This window comes from Sphingomonas cynarae (assembly GCF_039537815.1).
GTDB lineage: Bacteria > Pseudomonadota > Alphaproteobacteria > Sphingomonadales > Sphingomonadaceae > Sphingomonas > Sphingomonas cynarae.
On record NZ_BAABBF010000013.1, the window covers coordinates 20,618 to 41,896 of the forward strand.

Sequence of the window (21,279 nt, forward strand, 5' to 3'; positions counted from 1 at the left end):
CTGTACGCAAAACACGATGGTAAAGGGCCACCAAGGTCCGAAACGAATCGTTTCCTACCCGATCCGGTAAAGCCGGTACGGCGCGCCCTTGCGCAGCGGCAACTGCGTCAGCCAGCCGAACTTCTCGCCATGCGCCATCTGGTCGTAGAAACCGCCGGGATTGCGCGCGCGATAGATCGTCGCCTCGCTCATGTTCGGGCAGACCAGCAGCAGCGTCGCACCGTGCCGCTTCATGATCGCGCGCGCATTGGCGGGTGACCGGGCAAAGGCATGCTGCACGTCGAGGATCGCGTCGCCGTTGCGGTGATACGGCCCGGCAATCGCATTGTGGTGCGTCACGGTGATCAGGCGCGGCCCCAGATCGGTGAAGGTGAACACCGTCGCGGCGGGATATGCGTTCAGCATCAGCAGGCGGGAGGTGCGCATGCACTCGCCCGTCGCGGCGTTGACGCGCTTCGTATAGGCATTGGCCTGTGCCTTGGCGGGCAGCCAGCGGACGACATAGCCGGCGAACAGCCCGGACACGAGGATGAACCCCGCGGCCGTACCGATCACCCGCACCGCCATCAGCCGGTGGCCGAGGATCTTCGGCAGGATCAGCGCCGCCAGCGCGACCGCGCCGGGGATCGCGAGCAACTGCGCCGCCGGCCCGGCACGCGCCTGCCATGCCAGCATCGCGACGGCGAAGGCGGTGAACAACGTCACCGCTGCCCAGCCGGTCAGCTCCGGCGTGTGCCGCGCACGCCACGTGCCGATGATCGCACCGATCAGCCCGATGACGGGCAACGTCGCGATCACGAAGGCGACGCGGAAGGGATGCATGTAGAGCGGCTTGGCCTCGCGTACGTTCGACAGCCATGTCCGCACCAGTTCGGGCGACACCTGTTCGGGCCGGCCAAGACATTGTGGGAAGAACATCGCGAAGCAGATCGCGATCGTTGCCCCCGCCGCCACCGCCAGCCCGGCGCGCACCACAATCGTGCGCGGCGCGATCAGCGCGATCAGGTACAGCAGCGCCCCCGCCGCCACCAGCACGCTGAGCCAGACCGGCGTCAGCGCATCGCACCGCATCACCCGGTTCGCTTCCGAAGCGAACAGCACAAAGCCAGCCGCGCCGCCGCCCGCCAGCGTGATCGCATAGATTTCCAGCCGGCGTTCCTCGGACCGGTCCCACACCCAGCGAAGTGCTTGGATCGCCCCCGCCATCGCGCAATAGGGCAGCAGTTCCAGCCCGATCGACAGCGACATCGCACTGGCGAGGCCGACCAGCGCGCCGCCGCGCCCGCGCCGCGGATCGCTGAGGCCCGCCACCGTCACCGCCAGGCAGGCGAGTTGCCAGCCATGATGGTCGATGCGTTCGGGCATGAACATCAGCATCGTCGCGCCGGCGCTGGCGATCAGGAAGATCAGCGCCAGTGGCCATGCTACTGGCGCCACCAGTCGCCGCGTCACCGCCGCCAGCGACACCATGACGATGCCCAGCGGCAGCAGCGGCGCGATCCCCACCGCCAGCCGCTCCGCCCAGCTTGGCGAGGTGAACTGGCGAAAGAACAGGATCAGCCCCGCGATCGGCAGGTCGACGATCCGGCTCCAGTGGATGTCGAACCCGGCGGGCGGGTTCATCCGGTACTGGCGCAGGTCGTACCAGCCCTGACCGGCCATCCATGCCCGCACCTGCATCAGGCGCATATTGTCGTCGGTATCGCCCAGCGACAGCCAGCGGATCGCGCTCCACCGGTCGAATACGAACCAGGCCGACGCCACGACCCACGCGATGACGACGAAGGCGAGCCAGCGGCGCTCCAGTTCGCGCCGCAACGCAGGCGCCCCATCCAGGATCAAAACGCTTTCCCCTTGTCGTCGCGCCCTCTAAGCGCGGGGGTCCGCTCTACGGATGGCGGCGCAAAGGGCAAGCGGTGGCGGTGTTATCCAGAATCGACAGATGGCGGCAGAGCGAATTGTTCATGCAGCTGTTCCGCTTCGCGATCGCGGGCGGGATCACGACCGCGCTCTACACGATCGTCTATTCGCCGCTCGCCAAATACCGCGTCACCTCCGAACAGGTCGCCAATCTCGCCGGCTATCTGATCGCGATGCTGGCGGGCTACGTCATTCACAGCCGGTGGAGCTTTCGTGGCCACGGCGCCGACATGCGGCAGACGACGATCCGTTTCTTCCTGGTCTCGCTCATCAGCTATGCGATCAACACCGGCTGGGTGTTCCTGCTGACCGACGACGCGATGCTGGCGGGGCCGTGGTGGTGGCCGCTGGTACCGGTGCTATTTGTGACGCCGCTCGCGATCTTCGCCCTCAACCGTCTCTGGGTATTCGCCTGATATGGATCGGATCGTCTACGACCGCATGGCGGCCCACGACTCGACGCACTGGTGGTACCGGGCGCGCCGCGACATCCTGGCGGATTATCTCCGCCGCTTCGGCGACCTGCCGGCGCAGGCGCGTATCCTGGAGATCGGCTGCGGCACCGGCCACAACCTGCCGATGCTCGCGCAGTTCGGCCATGTCGACGCGATCGAGATCGATCCCGCCGCGCGCGCGATCGCGGCGGAGCGGCTGGGCCGCCCGATCGGCGATGCGCCGCTGCCTGCGCTGCCCGGCGTGCCGCGCCGCGCCTATGATCTGGTCGCGGTGCTCGACGTGGTGGAGCATATCGAGGACGATGTCGCAGCACTCGCCGCGATGGCGACCTGTCTGGCACCCGGCGGCAAGATCCTGATCGCGGTGCCCGCGCATCAATGGCTGTGGAGTGCGCACGACGTGGTGAACCACCACCATCGCCGCTATTCCAAGAAGACGCTGCGCGCCGCTATCGCGGCGGCAGGTTTGAAGCCGGAGAAGCTGGGTTATTTCAACAGCCTGCTGTTCCCTCTGGCGGCAGGGGCCAGGCTGGCCGGCCGGCTGACCGGCCGCGACGACAGCGACGATTCGCCGCCGCCGCCTGCGGTCAACAAGCTGTTCGAAAGCATCTTCCGGCTGGAACGCCACATGGTCGGCCGCGTGCCGATGGGGCCGGGCGTGTCGATCGTGACACTGGCGAAGCCGGCCTAGGACAGTCCCTGCTCGTTTGTAGCATGATGACGTGCCCCCATCCGTCATTGCGAGCGTAGCGAAGCAATCCAGCGTCCGGCGCGTGACGCCCTGGATTGCTTCGCTACGCTCGCAATGACGGGCTAAGGACGGGGCAGGGCGCTTTCGCGGATGCCGCGCTCACCGACCGGCTCATCCTTCGAAAGTGAGGGGAGAGGATCAGGCGTAACCTCCGCCCGGAAACCCAGGGTCGCCTGACCCAGCACCGGCCCCGCCACGTCGGCGACCAGATATAGCGGCCGCCGCTTCGATTCGATGTACAGCCGGCCCAGATACTCCCCGATCATCCCCAGCACGAACATCTGCACCGCGCCCAGCACCACGGTGACCAGCATCGTCGAGGTCCAACCCTGCACCGCCGTGCCCGACAACCAGCCGATCGCGATATAGACGATCAGCAGCAGCGATACCGCCGTCAGCCATAGCCCGACATGGCTGGCGAAGCGCAGCGGCGCGGTGGAAAAGCCGGTGACGGCATCGAAGGCGAGCCGGATCATCTTACCCAGCGGATAATTGGTTTCCCCCGCATGGCGTTCGGCCCGATCGTAGGGGAAAGGCACCTGCCGGAATCCGATCCACGCCACCATCCCCCGGATGAAGCGCGCCTGTTCAGGCAGCGACAGCAACGCGTCGAGCGCACGGCGGCTCATCAGCCGGAAATCGCCGGTATCGAGCGGGATCGGCGTATCGGTGACGCGATCGAGCACGCGGTAGAACAGCGCGGCGGTCGCCTTCTTGAACACCGTCTCGCCCTCGCGGCGGCGGCGAACGGCATAGACGACATCGGCTCCCTGCGCCGCCATCGCCGCCCGCATGTCGGCGAGCAGTTCGGGCGGGTCTTGCAAATCGGCATCGATGATGAGGATCTGCTGCCCGGCGCACAGGTCCAGCCCGGCGGTCAATGCCAATTGGTGGCCGTGGTTGCGCGACAGGTTGATCGCCACCAGCCGCGGGTCGGCGGCGGCCAGCCGCTGCATCACCGCCCAACTATCGTCGCGCGACCCGTCGTTGACGAACACGATCTCGTGATCGTCCCCGACCGCCGCCCACGCCGCCGCCGACACCCGCTTGTGGAGCAGGTCGAGACAGGCGGCTTCGTTGTAGCAGGGAACGACGATCGATAACGCAGGGCGATGCATGACCCGGCGTTGTAGCGAGGCCGGGCCGGGCCGTCATCGGGCATGATGAGGCGATGACGTGAAACATGCTTCGTGAAAGTTCCACGCGGAACGCGGGCCGTTCCCGCCGGGGGTCAACCGGCGACGACCAGCTTCACCAGCGACCCCGGCGTCGGCGGCCGATCGTCGACCAGCCCGTTCAGGACCATGAACCGCTCCCGCTTCGTATCGCCGGCCATCCGCGCCGACAGGGTGTCGATCGTGTCGCGTGGCCCCACCGTCGCGATCCGGATCACCTGCCGCCCCTGGCCATAGGGCAGGCCGTCGAGCATCCGCAGGAAACGGACATCCTGTGGCGGCGTGGTTTCCGGCCGCCCAGTGGCGGCGGCCAGTTGCACCGCGCGGCGGACGCGATCGGCGCTGTTGGGGTGGGACGACATCCAGGTCGGCTGCGACCGCCCCGTGCCGTTCGACGCCAGCCCGGTGGAGGCATCGAGCGCGGACAGGATATCGGCCGCCGCATAAGGATCATAGCCCGCGGCGGTCATGTACCGCACGCCCAGCGCGTCCGCCTGATATTCCTGATCGCGCCCGTATTTCAGCGTGTAGAGCTGCGCACCGGTGCCGATCGCCCGCCCCGCCAGCTCGCTGCCCGTCGCCATGCTGGCCGCCGCCGCCAGCACCGATCCGATCGTCGAGCGTTTGTTGCGGCTGGCGGCATGACGGGCGGCGACATGGCCGACCTCATGCCCCAGCACCGAGGCGAGTTCGGCGTCCGAGTTCATCAGCGCCAGCAATTGCCGGGTGATGTAGATATAGCCGCCCGGGATCGCGAAGGCGTTTTCCACAGGCGAATTGAGTGTGGTGACGGTGAAATCCCCCGCCGCGTTCGACAGGCCCGATTTCACCGCGACCTGCTTGCCGATCCGCGCCACATAGGCCGCCTGCGGGCCGGTATAGGCGCCGCCGAACTCCGCCATGAGTTGCGGATGCGCGGCATTGCCCTGTTGCCGGTCCGAGGCGGAGATCGCCTGTTGTGCCGCCACAGGCGATGCCGTGACGGTGGTGGCCAGCAGGAGGGCGGCGAACAGCGGCGTCTTCATCGATATGGTCCCCTTTGCCACACAGAAAGCACCGACGCGGCCCCGGTTCCGGATCAGATATCCTGAACCAGCCGTCCGTACAGTTCGGGGCGGCGATCACGGAAGAAGCCGAAGGCGGCGCGGTGCCGCCTGATCCGGTCGAGATCGAGCGTCGCGACGATCACGCCTTCCTCCTCGCGCCCCAGTTCGGCGAGGATGTCGCCGCGTTCGTCGGTGATGAAGCTAGTGCCGTAGAAGGTCTGGTCGTGCTCGGTGCCGATCCGGTTGGCGGCGATCACCGGCACCACGTTGGACACTGCATGGCCGACCATCGCGCGCCGCCACAGCCGGGCGGTGTCGAGGCTGGTGTCGTGCGGCTCGCTGCCGATCGCGGTGGGGTAGAACAGCAGTTCCGCCCCCATCAGCATCATCGCGCGCGCGGTTTCGGGATACCACTGGTCCCAGCAGACGCCGACGCCCAGTTTCCAGCCGGGTGCGGAGGGCGGGGCGGGCCAGACCTTGAACCCGGTGTTACCGGGGCGGAAATAGAATTTTTCCTCATAGCCGGGGCCATCGGGGATGTGGCTCTTGCGATAGACGCCCTGCACCTCGCCATCGGGGCCGATCATCGCGAGGCTGTTGTAATGATGCGGTCCGTCCGCCTCGAAGAAGCTGGTCGGGATCGTCACTTTCAACGCCTCGGCCAGCGCCTGCATCGCGAGGACCGCCTTGTGTTCGGTGACGGGGGCGGCGTTGGCGAACAGCCCCTCGTCCTCGACCCGGCAGAAATATTCGCCCTCGAACAGTTCGGGCGGCAGGATCACCTGCGCCCCCTGCGCCGCCGCCTCACGCACCAGGCGCGACACGTTGGCGATGTTGGCATCGATATCGGTCGAGAAGCCGAGTTGCAGCGCGGCGACGGTGATCTGGGTCATGCGCAGCCCTTTACCGGGTCATCACCGCGCCGTCACGTACCCACGCCGGTTCGCCAGCGCAGCATCTGCACGAACTCATCCGGATCATCGAGCCGGAAAGCGATCGCGACGATCGGCGGTCGTCGCCGCAATAGCGGGGGGCGGGGCATCGGCTCTGTGAGACGAAGCACCAGATTGGGCCAGGCGATCAGGGCGGCGTTCTGCGTGTCGGCGGCCTTGATCGTGGCGCTATCCGGCTGATGCTCGATCGCGGCGATGCGGTCATAGGGTATGAACCGGTCGATCATCAGACCGGCCCGGATGCGGACGCCGTCCGCGGTCAGCAGCACCGGGCGCAGGCGCAACGATTTGATGAGGCCGATCAGATAGACGACCGATACGTCGCTGACGACGAACAGGATCAGGGCGGCGGTGCGGCTCCAGTGGGCGACCAGTAGATGGGTGACGCCCGCCTCGATCAGGGACAGCACCAGCAGCGCGATCATCATCGGCTGTAGGTGGCGATGATAGGCGAAACCGCAGGCACCGGGCGGTATGTCGGCCGGCCCATTCCAGCGGAACAATGCGAGATGGACCAGTCGCGCTTCCGCCAGCATCAACCGGACGGCGGGTGGCGGCAGGAACTCCCCCAACAGCGCGTGCCAGCCATCGGCCCGTCGCAGGCCGGTACGCCGCACGATCATCCCCGCCCGCCAGCAGCGCAGGCCGGCATGGGTGCCGACGACCACCAGCATCATGGCACAGAACCACGGCATCGTCAGCATCGCGTCGCGCAAGGCGGGGGGTGACAGGGTCCATGCCAGCGTCATCCCGCCCGCGACGGTCGCTAGCACCTGCCGTGGAGCGGGTCGGCGGCAATGCGCCAGCAGGCCGAGCGTCAGCGCATCCGCCGTGACCCACAGGAGCAGGAGCGACGCGATACGGGGAAAGGCGAACGCCCAGTCCGTCCGAACCGCCAGCGCCATTGCGGCGATCGCCAGCAGCTGCAGGACACCGCCATGAAGAATGCGCCCCCGATCGCGCCCCGCAATAACGGCCATCCCACGCCCTCCATGTCCGATCGGTGACTAGGCCCGATCCGGGCATGTGTCCATCAGACCGGAATCTGCTGCGAGATGCAGTGGAAGCTGCCGCCGCCGGTCAGGATGTGGTCGGCGCGGAAGCCGGTGACGGTGCGGTCGGGGAACAGCGCCTGCACCGCAACGACGGCAGCGTCGTCATTGGGGGCGCCGTAGAGCGGCACGACGACGGCGGCGTTGCCGATGTAGAAGTTCATGTAGCTGGCCGGGATCACCTCGTCGTCGCGCACCACGCGGCCGGGGGAGGGGATGGGCGCGACCGTCAGTCCGGCGTCGGCCAGGATGCGGGCCGCATCGGCATAGATGGCGGCGTTGGGATCGTCTTCGGCCGGTTCGGGCAGCGCGACGGTGCCGGGGGCGACGAAGCGGGCGAGGTTGTCGACATGGCCGTCGGTATGGTCGCCGAGCAGGCCGTCACCCAGCCAGACGATCCGGGTCGCGCCAAGATCGCTTGCCAGTCGCGCTTCGATCGCCGCCCGGTCGAGCGTGGGATTGCGGTTGGGGTTGAGCAGGCATTGTTCGGTCGTCACGATCGTGCCGGTGCCGTCGCCGTCGATCGCGCCGCCTTCCAGCACCCACTCGCAGGTCCGCAACGCCAGCCCGCGCGCCCCGGCGAGGCGGGCGCCGATCGTGTCGTCACCCGGCAGGTCGTATTTGCCGCCCCAGCCGTTGAAACCGAAATCGCGCGCGTCGCCGTCGCCGGTCAGGATCGGTGCGGTATCGCGCAGCCAGATGTCGCCGAACGCCTGCATCTCCACGGTCGCAAAGGGCGCGAGGGTGCGGGCGGTGGCGGCAGCCTCGTCGTCGGCGCAGACCAGGATCACCTGTTCGCCGCGCCCGTCTGCATGGACCGCGCGGGCGAAGGCGGCGACCTCCTCCTGCGCCGGGGCCAGATCCTCCCGCCAGAGATCGGCATGGCTGGGGAAGCCGATCCAGACGGCGGCGTGCGGGGCCCATTCGGGCGGGGGAGGCGTGGTCATGGCGCAGGGTCCGGTTGGTTGGTCGGTGCGGTGGCCTATGCCGGTTCGCGCGGGAGAAAGCGACCGGTGGCGGTGTGCAAAGTGGGGGAGAGAAGGGGTGTCGCGCCTATCTTCCGCACCCCGGCGGAGGCCGGGGGCCAGTTGGGCGAACCCCCGTGACCACCAACAAACGCCCCCCCCCCACCTGGGCCCCGGCCGCCGCCGGGGTACACAAGGCAGGCAAAGCGGCAGGTACGGAAAAGGGCGGCCCCGCGAGGACCGCCCTTTTCTTGTTTCGGACCACGCCGTGGCAAAGCCGCGTCGTCGGACGTGCTTTGGCCCGCCGGCCGGTCGTCGAATTTCTCTATCGCGTTTTAGCGCGAGTAGAATTCCACGACCAGATTCGGCTCCATCTTCACCGGATAGGGCACTTCGTCGAGCGTGGGGACGCGCACGAAGGTGATCTTCGCGTTGCCGTCCGGCGCGACATAGTCGGGAATCTCGCGCTCGGCGAGGTTCTGCGCTTCGAGGATGAGCGCCATTTCCTTGGCCTTGGTGCCCAGCGTGATCTCGTCGCCGACGAAGCAGCGGCGCGATGCGATGTTGCACTTCACGCCGTTGACGCGGATGTGGCCGTGGCTGACGATCTGGCGGGCCGCGAAGATCGTCGGCGCGAACTTGGCGCGATAGACGATCATGTCGAGGCGCTGTTCCAGCAGGCCGATCAGGTTCTGGCTGGTATCGCCCTTCATCCGAGCCGCCTCGTGGTAGCAAGCGCGGAACTGCTTCTCGGTGACGTCGCCGTAATAGCCCTTGAGCTTCTGCTTGGCGCGCAACTGGATGCCGAAGTCCGATACCTTGCCCTTGCGGCGCTGGCCATGCTGACCGGGGCCGTATTCGCGCTTGTTCACCGGGGACTTCGGACGGCCCCAGATGTTCTCGCCCATCCGGCGATCGAGTTTGTGCTTGGCGCTATGGCGCTTCGACATGATGATTCCTTGGCAATTTCGAACGACGTTGACCGCCCGGCCGCGAACGGCAGGGCGGGTTGGTCCCGGTATCGCGCTACGTCTCTCGATGAAAAGAGGGCAGGCCCGCCGCTTCACCGGGGTGCGGGGGCGATTGCGAAGGCGGGCGGTTAGCGGTGCGGGAGCGTTGAGTCAAGCCGGACAGGCCCTGCTAGACAGGCTGGGCCGCGCTTGCCACAGGCGGGTCATGACGATCCTCGACGGCCCCGATTGCACCACCATGGCCGAGGTGCGCGCCGGCGTCGACCGGCTGGATACCGAACTGGTCGCGCTGCTTGCCCGGCGTTTTGCCTATATGGACGCCGCGGCGCGCATCAAGCCGGCCCGCGCCGCGGTACGCGACGAGGATCGCAAGGCGGCGGTGATCGCGCAGGCGCGGGCCGAGGCGGCGCGGCTGGGCCTGCCCGCGGAGGTGATCGCCGACCTATGGGAGCGGCTCGTCGAGATCTCGATCGCCTACGAACTCGCTGCTTTCGACCGGCGGTAGCCGCCGCGCCTTGGCGCCGCGCAAGGCGGACAGGACGCCGCGCACCGTGCGCACTTCCTGGCTCGACCAGCCGGGCTTGGTCAGCAGCGTGCGCAGTGTGCGCCGGGTGGTTTCGGTGCGGGCGGGCGGGAAATAGAAATTGGCATCGACCAGCATCCCGTCGAGCTGCGCGATCATCCCGTCCAGCTCGCCCTGCGGTGCGGGTTCGGGCAGATCGGTTTCGGGCGGTTGCGCCAGCGCCTCGTGCTTCGACCATTCATAGGCGACGAGGATCACCGCCTGCGCGAGGTTGAGGCTGCCGAATTCCGGATTGATCGGCACGGTGATGATCGTGCGCGCCACCGCCACGTCGTCCGTCTCCAGCCCCGATCGCTCCGGACCGAACAGGATGGCGGTGCGGCCGGGGCCGGCGTGGATCGCGCGCGCCGCCTCGTCCGGGGTCACGACCGGCTTGGTGATGCCGCGCTTGCGCACCGTGGTGGCATAGACGTGCGGGCAATCCGCCACCGCCGCCGCCACGCTGTCGAACACCTGCGCGCGTTCCAGCACCACGTCCGCGCCCGACGCGGCGGGGCCGGCCTGCGGATTGGGCCAGCCGTCGCGCGGGGCGACGAGGCGCAGGTCGAGCAGGCCGAAGTTCAGCATGGCACGCGCCGCCTTGCCGATATTCTCGCCGAGTTGCGGGCGGACGAGGACGATGACGGGGGGTGGGGTGCGTCCACTCCGCTCGGTACCAACGGATGGAAGCGGCGCGGGCTGGTCGGAATGGGGTGTGGGGTCGGTCATTTTCCTGCTTCCGTTCGCCCTGAGCGCAGTCGAAGGGCCTTTTCCGCGCGCGGGATCGCCGCTTCGTGCAGCGCCGTCCAGTTGCTTCTCGCCAGCGCCTCCTTTTTCGCACGGGACCAGCCCTTGATCTGGCGTTCGGCGGCGAGCGCTTCCTGTCGGGTACCGAAATCCTGCGACCACAAGAGCGTGACGGGGCGGCGGGTGTTGGTATAGCCGGTGATCCGGCCGGTCTGGTGCTGGCCGAACCGGCGTTCGAGATCGTCGGTATGCCCGGTGTAATAGCTACCGTCGGCGCAGTGCAGGATATAGGCCCAGAAGGTCATGGCCCGAGTGTTATGCGCTTCGCTGGCGAGGGGGAAGACGGGGTGCCGGCGGCGTGCTGTCAGGTCCTTCGACTTCGCTCGGGACGAACGGCGTGGGGAGGGCGGTCCCTGATCCTGTGGATGCGGCCGGACGAGGCTTGTCACCGATATGCGTCTGGACTTCGCCCCGGCGAAGGTGGGTGGGTGGGGGTAATTCGGGGCAGGTTGGCCCTACACCCGCCCCGCTTCCTCCACCTGTCCGGCGAACGCCTCGAAATCGCGGGCTTCGCTGAAATCGCGATAGACGCTGGCGAAGCGGATATAGGCGACCGAGTCGAGGCCCTTCAGCCCCTCCATCACCATCTCGCCGATCCGGGCGGAGGTGACCTCCGCCTCGCCCAGCGTTTCCAGGCGGCGCTGGATGCCCGATACCAGCTTCTCGATCCGGGCCGGCTCGACCGGGCGCTTGCGCGCGGCGATCGAGACGGAGCGGAGCAGTTTCTCGCGGTCGAACGGCTCGCGCCGGTCCTCGTTCTTCAGCACCCACAGCTCGCGCAACTGGATGCGTTCGAACGTGGTGAAGCGGGCCGCGCAGCCCTCGCACTGCCGCCTGCGGCGGATCGCCGCGCCATCCTCGGTGGAGCGGCTGTCCTTTACCTGACTGTCGTCATGGCCGCAGAACGGGCAGCGCATTCAGAACTTCGGCCGCTTGGAATAGGCGACCGCCGCCCCCACGATCGCGCCCAGCACCGGGCCGACGAACGGTACGGGAATCGCCACGACGGCGCCGATCGCACCATATTTCGCCATCTTCTTGCCAAGGCCGGGGGTGGCCTTGATCTGGTTCTGGACTTCCTTCGCCTTCGTATCGATCGCCATCGCGCTTATCCTTGATAGATGGGGAAGCGCGCGCACAGGGCACGCACGCGGGTCCGAACGTTCGCCTCGACCTCCGGGTCCCCGTGTTCGCCCCTGGCGCGCAGGCCGTCGAGCACGTCGGCGACCATATGGCCGATCTCGCGGAACTCGGCGGGGCCGAAACCGCGGGTGGTGCCGGCGGGGCTGCCGACGCGGATGCCGCTGGTCTTCACCGGCGGCAGCGGATCGTTGGGGATGCCGTTCTTGTTGCAGGTGATGCCGGCGCGCTCCAGCGCCTCGTCCGCGTCGCGGCCGGTGATGGCCAGCGGCCGCAGGTCGATCAGCGCCAGATGCGTGTCGGTGCCGCCGGCGATCACGTCCGCGCCGCGTTCCTTCAGGGTCGCGGCCAGCACCTTCGCGTTCTCGACCACGGCGGCGATGTACTGCTTGAAATCGGGGCGCAGCGCCTCGCCAAACGCCACCGCCTTGGCGGCGATCACATGCATCAGCGGGCCGCCCTGCAGCCCCGGGAACACCGCCGAGTTGATCTTCTTGGCGATCGCCTCGTCATCGGTCATCACCATGCCGCCGCGCGGGCCGCGCAGCGTCTTGTGCGTGGTGGTGGTCACGACATGCGCGTGGCCGAACGGGGTGGGGTGCAGCCCGGCGGCGACGATGCCGGCGAAGTGCGCCATGTCGACCATGAAATACGCGCCGACCTTGTCCGCGATCGCGCGGAACTTCGCGAAATCGATCGTGCGCGGATAGGCGCTGCCGCCCGCGATGATGAGTTTCGGCTGATGCTCGACCGCCAGCGCCTCGACCTGGGCATAGTCGATCAGGTGGGTATCGGGGTCGACGCCGTACTGGATGGCGTTGAACCACTTGCCCGACATCGCGGCGCGCGCGCCATGGGTCAGGTGGCCGCCGGCATCCAGGCTCATGCCCAGGATCGTCTCGCCCGGCTTCACCAGCGCCAGCATCACCGCGCCGTTCGCCTGTGCGCCCGAATGGGGCTGCACGTTGACGAAGCCGCAGCCGAAGATCTGCCTGGCCCGCTCGATCGCCAGCGTCTCGACCGTGTCGGACGGCGCGCAGCCCTGATAGTAGCGCTTGCCCGGATAGCCCTCGGCATATTTGTTGGTGAAGACCGACCCTTGCGCCTCCAGCACCGCCTTCGACACGATGTTCTCCGACGCGATCAGTTCGATCTGCGTCTGCTCGCGCTCCAGCTCGTCGGCGATGCCGGCGAAGACCGCGGCGTCGGCATCGGCAAGGGTGCGGGTGAAGAAGGCGCCATCGATATGATCGGGCGTCTGGATGTCGGCGACATCACGGGGCTGGGTGCTCATGCGGCGAACTCCTTGGACAGCTTGTCGACTCGGTGTTGATGGCGTCCGCCCTCGAATTCGGCGGACAGGAAGGCGGTGATGCAGGCTTTCGCCATCTCCTCGCCGATCAGGCGGGCGCCGAGCGCGATCGCGTTGGCATCGTTGTGGTGCCGTGCCAGCGCGGCCGACAGCGGTTCCGACACCAGCGCGCAGCGGCAGGCGGGGTGGCGGTTGGCGGCGATCGAGATGCCGACCCCCGATCCGCACAGCGCAACGCCGCGATCGGCACGGCCATCGGCCAGCGCCGTCGCCACCGCGAAGCCGTAATCGGGATAATCGACCCGCCCGTCGCCATGCGTGCCGAGATCGATCACCTCATGTCCGATATCGGCCAGCCAGGCGGCCAGCACCGTCTTCAGCGATACGGCGGCGTGATCGGCGGCGATGGCGATGCGCATGGGCGCTTCCCGGACAGAAGGGGTGGAGGAATGCCGCCGCCCTTAGCTTCCCGGCGCGATGAAGACCACCCATTGCGGTTCCAGCGTCATGAGTTTTGCGCTCTTGTACAGGGGCCGCAACACGTTACGCTCCCCCACCATGCGCCGTACCGCCTCCGATGAAGCCCGCTCCCATCTCGCGGCCACGCTGATCGCCACGGGCAGCGAGGATCGGGACGCGTTCCACGAACTCTACCGCCTCACCTCCGCGAAGCTTTTCGGGATCACGCTGCGTATCTGCGGTGACAGGCAGGCGGCGGAGGACGTGTTGCACGACGTGTACCTCATCATCTGGCGCCGCGCGGGCGCATGGGAACCGGGACGGGCCAGCCCGATCACCTGGCTCGCCACGATCGCGCGCAACCGGGCGATCGACTGGCGCCGGGCGCAGGGCGTGCGTCGGTCGTCGCGGATCGAGGATGTGCCCGAGATCGCCGACACCACCCCCGATGCGGAAGCTGTGCTGCTTGCCGCCGACGAGCAGCACAGCCTGCACGACTGCCTGCGCGAGCTGGAGGGCCGGCAGCGCGAGGCGATCCGCACCGCCTTTTTCGACGGCATCACCTATGCCGAATTCGCCGAGCGGGCCGGCGTGCCGCTGGGCACCGCCAAAAGCTGGATCCGCCGCGGTCTGGCCCGCCTGAAGGAGTGCCTCGACCGTGCCGCCTGAACCCCTCGACGAAAATCCGCCCGAAGGCGACGTCGCGGCCGGCGAACTGGCGCTGGGGCTGCTGGATGGCGAAGAGCGCGCGGCCGCGCTGCGCCGGGTGCTGGCCGAACCGGCGTTCGCGATCCAGGTGGAGCGGTGGCGCGTCTATTTCGCGCAGCTGTTCGATCTGTGGCCGGCGATGGAGCCGCCACCCGAACTGATCGACCGGATCGATGCCAGTCTGGGCGGCCCGGGCGGCAGCCTGACGCGTGGTCCGGCAGGGCGGCGGCGCGGCTTCCCCTGGCCGTTGCTGGCGATCGTCAGCACCGCGCTGGCGGCGTGCCTGCTGGTCGTGATCGCGCTCCGCCCCGGCGGCCCGCCCCCCGGCCCGCCATCCGTTGCCGAGGCGCCCGTGGCCCCGTCCGCGCCGATCCTGGTCGCCGCGCTGGGTGATGCCAAGGCACCGGTCGCCGCCGCGTTCGACCCCGCCGACGGCAGCATCCGGGTGACGGCGGCACCGGCGGTGCCGGCCGCGCGTGTCGCGCAACTGTGGGTGATCGGCGGCGATGGCGTACCCTATCCGCTGGGGCTGCTGGCGTCCGATGCGACGCTGCTGACGATCCCGGCGCGCGACCGGGCGCGGTTGGCCGCGGGTGCGACGCTGGCGATCTCGATCGAGCCGGCGGGCGGCTCGCCGACCGGCAAGCCGACCGGACCGGTGGTGGCGACCGGCGCGCTGGCGGCGGTGTGAGAGGCGTATGATGGGACAGGTTTCGGGCGCGGGACTGTCGGGACTGGCCCGGCTGCTCGGCTATGCGGGGCTGCTGCCGCAGGCGGCGCTGCTGGTGCTGATCCTGGGGCTGCACGATCCGACCGGGGTCGTGCACGGCATGGCGTTCTTCTACGCCGCGCTGATCTTCAGCTTTATCGGCGGCATCTGGTGGGGCTTCGCGATGCGGCGGCCGGCGGGGCCCGGGGCGCTGGTGTGGGCGGCGGTGGCGCCGACGCTGGTCACGATCGTGCTCGTCGCACTGGCGGTCCACGGCTCGCTGCGCTGGGCGATGGTGGCGCTGGCGAGCGGGCTGTTCCTGACGCTGCTGGTCGACCGCGCGCTGGTGCGCAGCGGCGAGGTACCGGCGGGCTGGATGGGCCTGCGCGTGCCGCTGTCGCTGGGACTGGGCGTGCTGACGATTCTGGCGGCGATGATGTGAGCCTGATACGATAGTCGTATGAACAAGCCGGCCAATGTCCAGGTGTTCGAGTCGTTCAGGGCCCGCTTTACCACCAGCGAATTTGCGCAGGTGTTCGCGGCGGCCGTGCCACTGGATATCAGACTGGAACTGGTCGATGGCTATCTTGAACGCATGACGCCGCCGATAGGCGCTCATCCCGCCTGGTAAAACGCCGTATCGGGGATGCTCTGGTCCGTCCTGCAAGAGCGCGCGATGGTGGAAGCCGCGATTGATCTGGGTGGCGATACCGTTCTGGTGTGCGACGTCGCGATCCTGCATCGGCCCATGAGCGAACAGCGCTTTCTCCGGGCGGACGAAGTGATCGTCGCAGTGGAGATCGCGGAAACCACGCTGGACCGCGATCTGGGGCTGAAAAGAATCGCCTATGCGCGAGCGGGTATTCCCCATTACTGGGTCATCGATGGTCCCCATGCGCGGGTACATATGTTCGAGTTACAGCCGCACGGTGACCATGGGCCGGCAACACTGATCCCGTTCGGGCGAGCGCTACCGATCCCCGGAACCGACCGGACGATCGTGATCGGCTGACCACGATCGGAGATAGCCGGCTTACGCTGCCTTGCGCAGTTCCAGCCGGCCCCAGATTTCCACCAGCGCCCGGGTCAGGTCGCGCATCATCGCCTCGTCATGTGCGGGGCCGGGGGTGAAGCGCAGCCGTTCGGTGCCGCGCGGCACGGTGGGATAGTTGATCGGCTGCACATAGACGCCGTATTCGGCGAGCAGCACGTCGCTGATCTTCTTCGCCTTGACCGGATCGCCGACCATCACCGGTACGATATGCGTCTCGCCGATCATCACCGGCAGGCCGGCATCCGCCAGCATCGCCTTCAGCGTCGCGGCGGCGGCCTGTTGTCCCTCGCGCTCGGCGGTGGAGGATTTCAGGTGGCGGACGCTGGCCAGCACCCCCGCGACCAGCACCGGCGACAGGCTGGTGGTGAAGATGAAGCCGGGCGCATAGCTGCGGATCACGTCGATGATCGTGCGGTCGGCGGCGATATAGCCGCCCATCACCCCGAACGCCTTGCCCAGCGTGCCCTCGATGATGGTCAGCCGGTGTGCCACCTCGTCCCGTTCGGAGATGCCGCCGCCGCGCGCGCCGTACATGCCGACCGCATGGACCTCGTCACAATAGGTGAGCGCGTTGTACCGGTCGGCCAGGTCGCAGATCGCCGCGATGGGGGCGACGTCGCCCTCCATCGAATAGACGCTCTCGAACGCGATCAGCTTGGGCACGCCGGGGTCCTCGGCGGCCAGAAGTTCTTCCAGATGGGCGAGGTCGTTGTGCCGGAAGATGCGCTTCTCGCACCCCGAATTGCGGATGCCCGCGATCATCGAGGCGTGGTTGAGCTCGTCGGAGAAGATCACGCAGCCCGGCAGGATCTTCGCCATCGTCGCCAGCGTCGCCTCGTTCGAGACGTAGCCGCTGGTGAAGAGCAGCGCGCCCTCCTTGCCATGCAGGTCGGCGAGTTCCCATTCGAGATCGACGTGATAATGGGTGTTGCCGCCGATGTTGCGGGTGCCGCCGGACCCGGCGCCGACATCGTGCAGCGCCTCCTCCATCGCGGCGATCACCTTGGGATGCTGGCCCATCGCGAGGTAATCGTTGGAACACCAGACCGTGATCGGCTTCGGCCCGTTATGCCCGGCGAAACAGCGGGCATTGGGAAACGCCCCCTTGTTGCGCAGGATATCGATGAACACGCGGTATCGACCTTCGGCATGGAGCCGGTCGATCGCCTGGGTGAAGACGCGGGTATAATCCACGCGCGTGTCCTGGACGGCACTGGTCATGATCGTCATGTAATCGCACCGGCGGGGCAAGGCCAGCGACTATCCGCGGTCACGGTGATCGGTTCGGCAGCGAATTCATGGACAAATCGTCCCAGGGGCCTGGATCGGCGACGGGGAGTCGATCGCGCGATCAGTGCATATAGCCTACCAGTCCGGCTACGCCGCCGCCGGCCTGCACCCCGACATTGACCCCACCGAAGATCATCGCCCCCTCCGCGGTCTGCATGGCCCGAACCATGAGCAGGGACAGCGCGGGGTTCGATAGCGCGGCGACCAGCAGGACGGGGTTCATTCCGAACAGCATCGCATCGCCGGACCCGCCGCCGATCAGGCCCAGCCCGCCCTCGATGAACATGATGCCGCCCCGGATATCCGACAGGGTCAGTTCCCGCCCCTTGCGTGACGCCGCCCGGAACACCGCGCCGCCGCTGGGGAAATCGGTGATCGACCCCGCCCCTGCGGTCGATTTGCTCCGAATGGTCGGTTTCAGGACGCGGGGGATGGTGGGCAGTTTCAGCCCTTTTGGCGCGCGGAAGCCGAAGCTCCAGCCGGCACCAAGCCCGCCGAATATCAGCCGATGGACCGTACCCGCGGGGTCCGCCAGATATACCGCACCCCCCGATGCCGCCACGAACGCGATACCGACCGCGCCGGTCGCCCCCGTGGCATAGGTCCAGTCACTGGGTTCCAGCAGCATCGTCATCTCGCCCGCGTTGCCAGGAAATGGAGCATCCCCCCAAGCGAGAAGCCCGCTCCGAGGAAGCCCAGCAGCAGGGGCATCGCCCACATCGCGCCGAACTGGTCCAGCCTGGCGGTGGCCTGTGGCCGGTCCGGTCGGTACATCACACGGACGCTGTCGCCCGTCCGATAGCCGAAGATCAGACCGCCCTGTGCGTAACTGACGACATCGCCAGCCATGGTCGTAAACCGGATCTGAGGATGGCTACCCCCCGCATTCAGGCGTTCCACCACCCCGTCGGCGCGGGCGGCGGCATCGCGGAACCGCTGCACGCCCATGGCGGCAATCGCCGCCGCGATCAGCAACGCCGCCCCGATGATCGTGAAGAACAGGCCCTTCATCGTTCCATGTCCGCCATATCCCGCACCTCCGGCCCCTGCATCCGTCCGCCCACGAACCATCAGGCGTCGTGATCGTTCCGGATGCGATCCATTCACGCTTGGCGCGGGCGACCATGGGCGGAGGGTACGGGCCGGACGCTACGGGACCGCATCATGCCGCCACGCGGACAGGCTGGCGCAGCATCGCCACGATCCGTTCGCATTCGCGTTGCAGCGTTTCGGTACGGTCGCGCATGTCGGCGCTGATGAGGCGCGTCGCATGGGCCATCGTCGCGGTCTGCGCGAAGGTGCCATCGAGCGAGGCGAGCGCCTCGCGTGCCTCGCCGGTGGCGGTTTCGATGGTGACGATCATTTTCTGGAGTTCGACGTTGGCGACGTGCTGCTGGCCGGTCATCTCGATCGTCTGGAGCGCCGACGAGGTCACCGCCTGCAACGCGGTGCCGAGCGCGGTGCCCACGCTGACCGCCGAATCGGTGGCCTGGGTAATGTCCTCGATCCGGTCGGCGATGTTGCGCGTGGTGTTTTCGGTCTGTTGCGAGAAGCTCTTCACCTCCTGCGCGACGACCGCGAAACCGCGGCCCATGTCGCCGGCGCGGGCCGCCTCCATCGTCGCGTTCAGGGCCAGCAGCTTGGTGGCGCGGCTGATGTCGCCGATATGCCGGGATGCCTCCCGGATGCTGGTCACGCTGCGGGTCAGCGTCACGTTCGCTGCCTGGGCGGAGGCCGAATGGCGGGCGGCCTCGATGACCATCCCGGCCGATTCGCGCGCAGTTTCACTCACCGTGTCGACGGCGGCCGCGATAGACCGCAGCCGGTTGAGCATCCCGAACGTCATCTCGCTGGTGCGGGTCGACAGGATATGAGCAGTTTCCGCCTGCTGCTGCTGGTCGACGATGGTGGCGAGCGTCCGGTCGGCGCTGATGTCGAGATCGCTCGCCGCAGTGCGTAGCTTGTCGATCAGCGCCACGATCGTTTCCTGCAACCGGTCCGCGACCGCGCCCGCCGCCGTCGCCATCTCGGCCCGGTGCCGCGCCTCGGCGGCGATCCGGCATTGCGCCTGATGCTCACTCTCCTGCCGGGCGCGACGGGCCTCGGCCAGGGCGTTCTCTGCCGCGAGGCGTGCGGATCGCTGCTCGGCGGCGGCGGACCCGGCGGCGGCCGACCTGGCCTCCAGTTCCATGTTCAGCCGCAGGACGCGCCGGATCAACAGGAGAGATATCGCCAGAAACAGGATCGTGGAACACAGGATCAGGGGCAGGATCTCGAAGAACGCCTTGAGTCCGGGCGTCAACCGATCCCAGGCGATGATTCCGAGCACCCGGCCGCTCCATTCGGACAGATCGGTGGACGGATAGGGCCGCTCGCGCCCCGCCATCGCGACCCACCGCAGGTTGGGCAGGCCGAACCCGGTCGACCATTCCCGCAGGATCGTGTCATCGAGCACGCGGATATCGACGAAGATCCGGAATGTCCGCCGGTCTTGGACCGCCGGCCCCTTTTCCCGGATGATCGGGGAGAACCCGATCAGTGCGGGCAGGGTGCCGAAGCGGGCCGGCACCACGATCGCGTCGCCGCGTTTGCGGGCCTCCGCCTCGGTAGCGGGCAGCCGGGCGAGGATTTCCTTCAGGGTGGCCGGAGAGATCATCTTGTGGAGGGGCGGCACCGTTCCACCCGGCAGATGGCCGTAGAGCGTCTGCCCGGCCGAATCGATGATGTAGTTGCGCGCGATCGGCGTTCCGTAGTTCGATTCGATCCACGCGGCGTTCATCGTCCCGTAAACATTGTCCGCGGCGGTATCCCAGTGCGAATTGATGAACGTCTCGTTGCTGATGCGGGAGCGTTCGCGGTCCACCGCGCCGGCGACGGTTGCCGCGGCTAGCCGGTTGGCGTCGATATTGGCGTCGTGGATCAGCAGGCCGATGACGAGGCCGGAACTGAGAAAGGCGGTCACCAGCAGGCTGGACAGCAGCACCGTCAGCGCGAATCGGGTATCCCCTGCCATCCTGACGGGTAGCCACCGGGCGGACAATCCGGCGTACAGGGCTTGTACCATGCTCACCCTGCCGCTTATCGCATGGCAGGGTTAAGGGTCCGTATCGGGTGCAATCTCCGGGCGGGTCGCTCCTACAGTTCCTGCATCGTCGTGAACCCCCGTATCGCCAGACCCGGCGTCAACGCGCGTTCGCGGTCACCCAGACGGGTGAAGACCGCGATGCCCTCACCCGGAGTGGCCGGCCAGTCCTGCCCCTGCGTCAGCGCGTCGATGCGCCGGGCGATGCCGTCGCCGCCGTCGACGAAGCGGACGGGGCGGGGGGCGGCGGCGGCAAGTTGCGCTTCGACCAGCGGGAAATGGGTGCAGGCGTTGACGATCACGTCGATCGCCTCGCCGCCCGGCTGGTCGAACAGCCCGGCCAGCACCGCGTCGAAGCGGGCGGGATCGGGGCGTTCGCCGCGCAGCGTCGCCTCCGCCAGCTCGACGAGATCGGCGGAGCCGTGGCGCAGTACGGTGCAGTCCCCGGCGAAGCGCATGGCGAGATCGTCGACATAGGCCTGACGCACGGTCGCCTGCGTGCCGAGCACCCCGATCGTGCGGGTGCGACTGATGAGCGCGGCGGGCCGGATCGCGGGAACGGTGCCAACCACGGGCAGGTCGAGCGCGGCACGGATGGCGGGCAGTGCGATCGTCGAGGCGGTGTTGCACGCGATCACGATCAGCCGCGGGCGATAGCGTTCCGCCAGACGGCCGAGCAGCACCGGCACGCGCGCCGCGATCTCCTCTTCCGTCCGGATGCCATAGGGAAATCCCGCCGAGTCGGCGGCATAGACGAATCGCGCCTGCGGCAGCAGCGCGCGCGCCGGCGCGACGATCGACAGGCCGCCGACCCCGGAATCGAAGAACAGGATCGGGCGATCGTCGATCATGATCCCTCACCTAGCGA

The 21,279-nt window shown here is 67.9% G+C and carries 26 protein-coding genes; 8 read left to right on the top strand and 18 right to left on the bottom strand.

Annotated elements, in window-relative coordinates; translation table 11 throughout:
- Window positions 1-54 precede the first annotated feature (54 nt).
- On the bottom strand, window positions 55-1,839 hold the full coding sequence (locus tag ABD719_RS17800; RefSeq protein WP_344694762.1) for an AcrB/AcrD/AcrF family protein: 1,785 nt from the start codon (window positions 1,837-1,839) through the stop codon (window positions 55-57).
- A 125-nt stretch (window positions 1,840-1,964) separates the two neighbouring features.
- Here ABD719_RS17800 and ABD719_RS17805 point away from each other — a divergent pair, with 125 nt between their 5' ends.
- Window positions 1,965-2,336 (top strand): GtrA family protein, encoded by a 372-nt coding sequence (locus tag ABD719_RS17805; protein WP_344694707.1) that lies wholly within the window; start codon window positions 1,965-1,967, stop codon window positions 2,334-2,336.
- 1 nt (window position 2,337) lies between these two features.
- On the top strand, window positions 2,338-3,066 hold the full coding sequence (locus ABD719_RS17810; protein ID WP_344694708.1) for a class I SAM-dependent methyltransferase: 729 nt from the start codon (window positions 2,338-2,340) through the stop codon (window positions 3,064-3,066).
- A 122-nt stretch (window positions 3,067-3,188) separates the two neighbouring features.
- Here the strand turns inward: ABD719_RS17810 and ABD719_RS17815 are convergent, their stop codons facing one another.
- From ABD719_RS17815 to rpsD, 6 genes are all read right to left on the bottom strand, one after another.
- The gene (locus tag ABD719_RS17815) at window positions 3,189-4,244 is read right to left on the bottom strand and encodes a glycosyltransferase family 2 protein (RefSeq protein ID WP_344694709.1); all 1,056 of its coding nucleotides are present in this window, start codon (window positions 4,242-4,244) and stop codon (window positions 3,189-3,191) included.
- A 113-nt stretch (window positions 4,245-4,357) separates the two neighbouring features.
- On the bottom strand, window positions 4,358-5,326 hold the full coding sequence (locus ABD719_RS17820; RefSeq protein WP_344694710.1) for a M48 family metalloprotease: 969 nt from the start codon (window positions 5,324-5,326) through the stop codon (window positions 4,358-4,360).
- Window positions 5,327-5,379: 53 nt separating this feature from the next.
- Window positions 5,380-6,240, bottom strand: coding sequence for an N-carbamoylputrescine amidase (gene aguB / locus ABD719_RS17825; protein WP_344694711.1), 861 nt, complete (start codon window positions 6,238-6,240; stop codon window positions 5,380-5,382).
- A 32-nt stretch (window positions 6,241-6,272) separates the two neighbouring features.
- The gene (locus tag ABD719_RS17830; protein ID WP_344694712.1) at window positions 6,273-7,280 is read right to left on the bottom strand and encodes a hypothetical protein; all 1,008 of its coding nucleotides are present in this window, start codon (window positions 7,278-7,280) and stop codon (window positions 6,273-6,275) included.
- Between the two features lie 53 nt (window positions 7,281-7,333).
- Window positions 7,334-8,299 carry an agmatine deiminase family protein gene (locus ABD719_RS17835; protein ID WP_344694713.1) on the bottom strand — a complete coding sequence of 322 codons (966 nt, stop codon included), beginning with the start codon at window positions 8,297-8,299 and terminating at the stop codon, window positions 7,334-7,336.
- Window positions 8,300-8,652: 353 nt separating this feature from the next.
- Complete coding sequence (gene rpsD, locus ABD719_RS17840; protein ID WP_192127354.1) at window positions 8,653-9,267, bottom strand: 30S ribosomal protein S4; 615 nt, start codon at window positions 9,265-9,267, stop codon at window positions 8,653-8,655.
- A gap of 226 nt (window positions 9,268-9,493) precedes the next feature.
- On the opposite strand from rpsD, the gene ABD719_RS17845 reads away from it, so the two are divergent.
- The gene (locus ABD719_RS17845; RefSeq protein WP_344694714.1) at window positions 9,494-9,793 is read left to right on the top strand and encodes a chorismate mutase; all 300 of its coding nucleotides are present in this window, start codon (window positions 9,494-9,496) and stop codon (window positions 9,791-9,793) included.
- Here the strand turns inward: ABD719_RS17845 and ABD719_RS17850 are convergent.
- The 6 genes from ABD719_RS17850 to rpiB all read right to left on the bottom strand — a co-directional run bounded on the left by ABD719_RS17850 (window position 9,731) and on the right by rpiB (window position 13,528).
- Complete coding sequence (locus ABD719_RS17850; protein WP_344694715.1) at window positions 9,731-10,579, bottom strand: RNA methyltransferase; 849 nt, start codon at window positions 10,577-10,579, stop codon at window positions 9,731-9,733. The genes ABD719_RS17845 and ABD719_RS17850 overlap by 63 nt on opposite strands.
- Window positions 10,576-10,902, bottom strand: coding sequence for a GIY-YIG nuclease family protein (locus tag ABD719_RS17855; protein WP_344694716.1), 327 nt, complete (start codon window positions 10,900-10,902; stop codon window positions 10,576-10,578). The genes ABD719_RS17850 and ABD719_RS17855 overlap by 4 nt, the downstream gene beginning before the upstream one ends.
- A gap of 210 nt (window positions 10,903-11,112) precedes the next feature.
- Window positions 11,113-11,574, bottom strand: a complete 462-nt coding sequence (gene nrdR, locus ABD719_RS17860; protein ID WP_192127348.1) for a transcriptional regulator NrdR — start codon at window positions 11,572-11,574, stop codon at window positions 11,113-11,115.
- The gene (locus ABD719_RS17865; RefSeq protein ID WP_344694717.1) at window positions 11,575-11,760 is read right to left on the bottom strand and encodes a hypothetical protein; all 186 of its coding nucleotides are present in this window, start codon (window positions 11,758-11,760) and stop codon (window positions 11,575-11,577) included.
- 5 nt (window positions 11,761-11,765) lie between these two features.
- Window positions 11,766-13,091: a serine hydroxymethyltransferase gene (glyA, locus tag ABD719_RS17870; protein WP_344694718.1), complete on the bottom strand. Its 1,326-nt coding sequence runs from the start codon at window positions 13,089-13,091 to the stop codon at window positions 11,766-11,768.
- Window positions 13,088-13,528 carry a ribose 5-phosphate isomerase B gene (rpiB, locus tag ABD719_RS17875; RefSeq protein WP_344694719.1) on the bottom strand — a complete coding sequence of 147 codons (441 nt, stop codon included), beginning with the start codon at window positions 13,526-13,528 and terminating at the stop codon, window positions 13,088-13,090. The genes glyA and rpiB overlap by 4 nt, the downstream gene beginning before the upstream one ends.
- 139 nt (window positions 13,529-13,667) lie before the next feature.
- Here rpiB and ABD719_RS17880 point away from each other — a divergent pair, with 139 nt between their 5' ends.
- From ABD719_RS17880 to ABD719_RS17900, 5 genes are read left to right on the top strand one after another with little or no spacing between them, the layout of a single operon-like run.
- On the top strand, window positions 13,668-14,237 hold the full coding sequence (locus ABD719_RS17880; RefSeq protein WP_344694720.1) for a sigma-70 family RNA polymerase sigma factor: 570 nt from the start codon (window positions 13,668-13,670) through the stop codon (window positions 14,235-14,237).
- Window positions 14,227-14,967, top strand: a complete 741-nt coding sequence (locus ABD719_RS17885; protein ID WP_344694721.1) for an anti-sigma factor — start codon at window positions 14,227-14,229, stop codon at window positions 14,965-14,967. The genes ABD719_RS17880 and ABD719_RS17885 overlap by 11 nt, the downstream gene beginning before the upstream one ends.
- Before the next feature lie 10 nt (window positions 14,968-14,977).
- Window positions 14,978-15,427, top strand: a complete 450-nt coding sequence (locus ABD719_RS17890) for a DUF3429 domain-containing protein (protein ID WP_344694722.1) — start codon at window positions 14,978-14,980, stop codon at window positions 15,425-15,427.
- Between the two features lie 18 nt (window positions 15,428-15,445).
- A complete protein-coding gene (locus ABD719_RS17895; protein WP_344694723.1) occupies window positions 15,446-15,616 on the top strand; it encodes a Uma2 family endonuclease in 171 nt (56 codons plus the stop codon).
- A gap of 15 nt (window positions 15,617-15,631) precedes the next feature.
- The gene (locus ABD719_RS17900; RefSeq protein WP_344694724.1) at window positions 15,632-15,997 is read left to right on the top strand and encodes a Uma2 family endonuclease; all 366 of its coding nucleotides are present in this window, start codon (window positions 15,632-15,634) and stop codon (window positions 15,995-15,997) included.
- Window positions 15,998-16,018: 21 nt separating this feature from the next.
- On the opposite strand, the gene hemA is transcribed toward ABD719_RS17900, so the two are convergent.
- The 5 genes from hemA to murI form a co-directional block, all read right to left on the bottom strand.
- Window positions 16,019-17,260, bottom strand: coding sequence for a 5-aminolevulinate synthase (gene hemA / locus ABD719_RS17905; protein ID WP_344694763.1), 1,242 nt, complete (start codon window positions 17,258-17,260; stop codon window positions 16,019-16,021).
- A 130-nt stretch (window positions 17,261-17,390) separates the two neighbouring features.
- Window positions 17,391-17,963 carry a hypothetical protein gene (locus ABD719_RS17910; protein WP_344694725.1) on the bottom strand — a complete coding sequence of 191 codons (573 nt, stop codon included), beginning with the start codon at window positions 17,961-17,963 and terminating at the stop codon, window positions 17,391-17,393.
- Entirely contained in the window at window positions 17,960-18,340 is a 381-nt protein-coding gene (locus ABD719_RS17915) for a DUF3592 domain-containing protein (RefSeq protein ID WP_344694726.1), read from the bottom strand. The genes ABD719_RS17910 and ABD719_RS17915 overlap by 4 nt, the downstream gene beginning before the upstream one ends.
- Before the next feature lie 151 nt (window positions 18,341-18,491).
- Window positions 18,492-20,342 carry a methyl-accepting chemotaxis protein gene (locus tag ABD719_RS17920; RefSeq protein ID WP_344694727.1) on the bottom strand — a complete coding sequence of 617 codons (1,851 nt, stop codon included), beginning with the start codon at window positions 20,340-20,342 and terminating at the stop codon, window positions 18,492-18,494.
- 122 nt (window positions 20,343-20,464) lie between these two features.
- Window positions 20,465-21,262 (bottom strand): glutamate racemase, encoded by a 798-nt coding sequence (murI, locus tag ABD719_RS17925; RefSeq protein WP_344694728.1) that lies wholly within the window; start codon window positions 21,260-21,262, stop codon window positions 20,465-20,467.
- Between the last annotated feature and the right edge of the window lie 17 nt (window positions 21,263-21,279).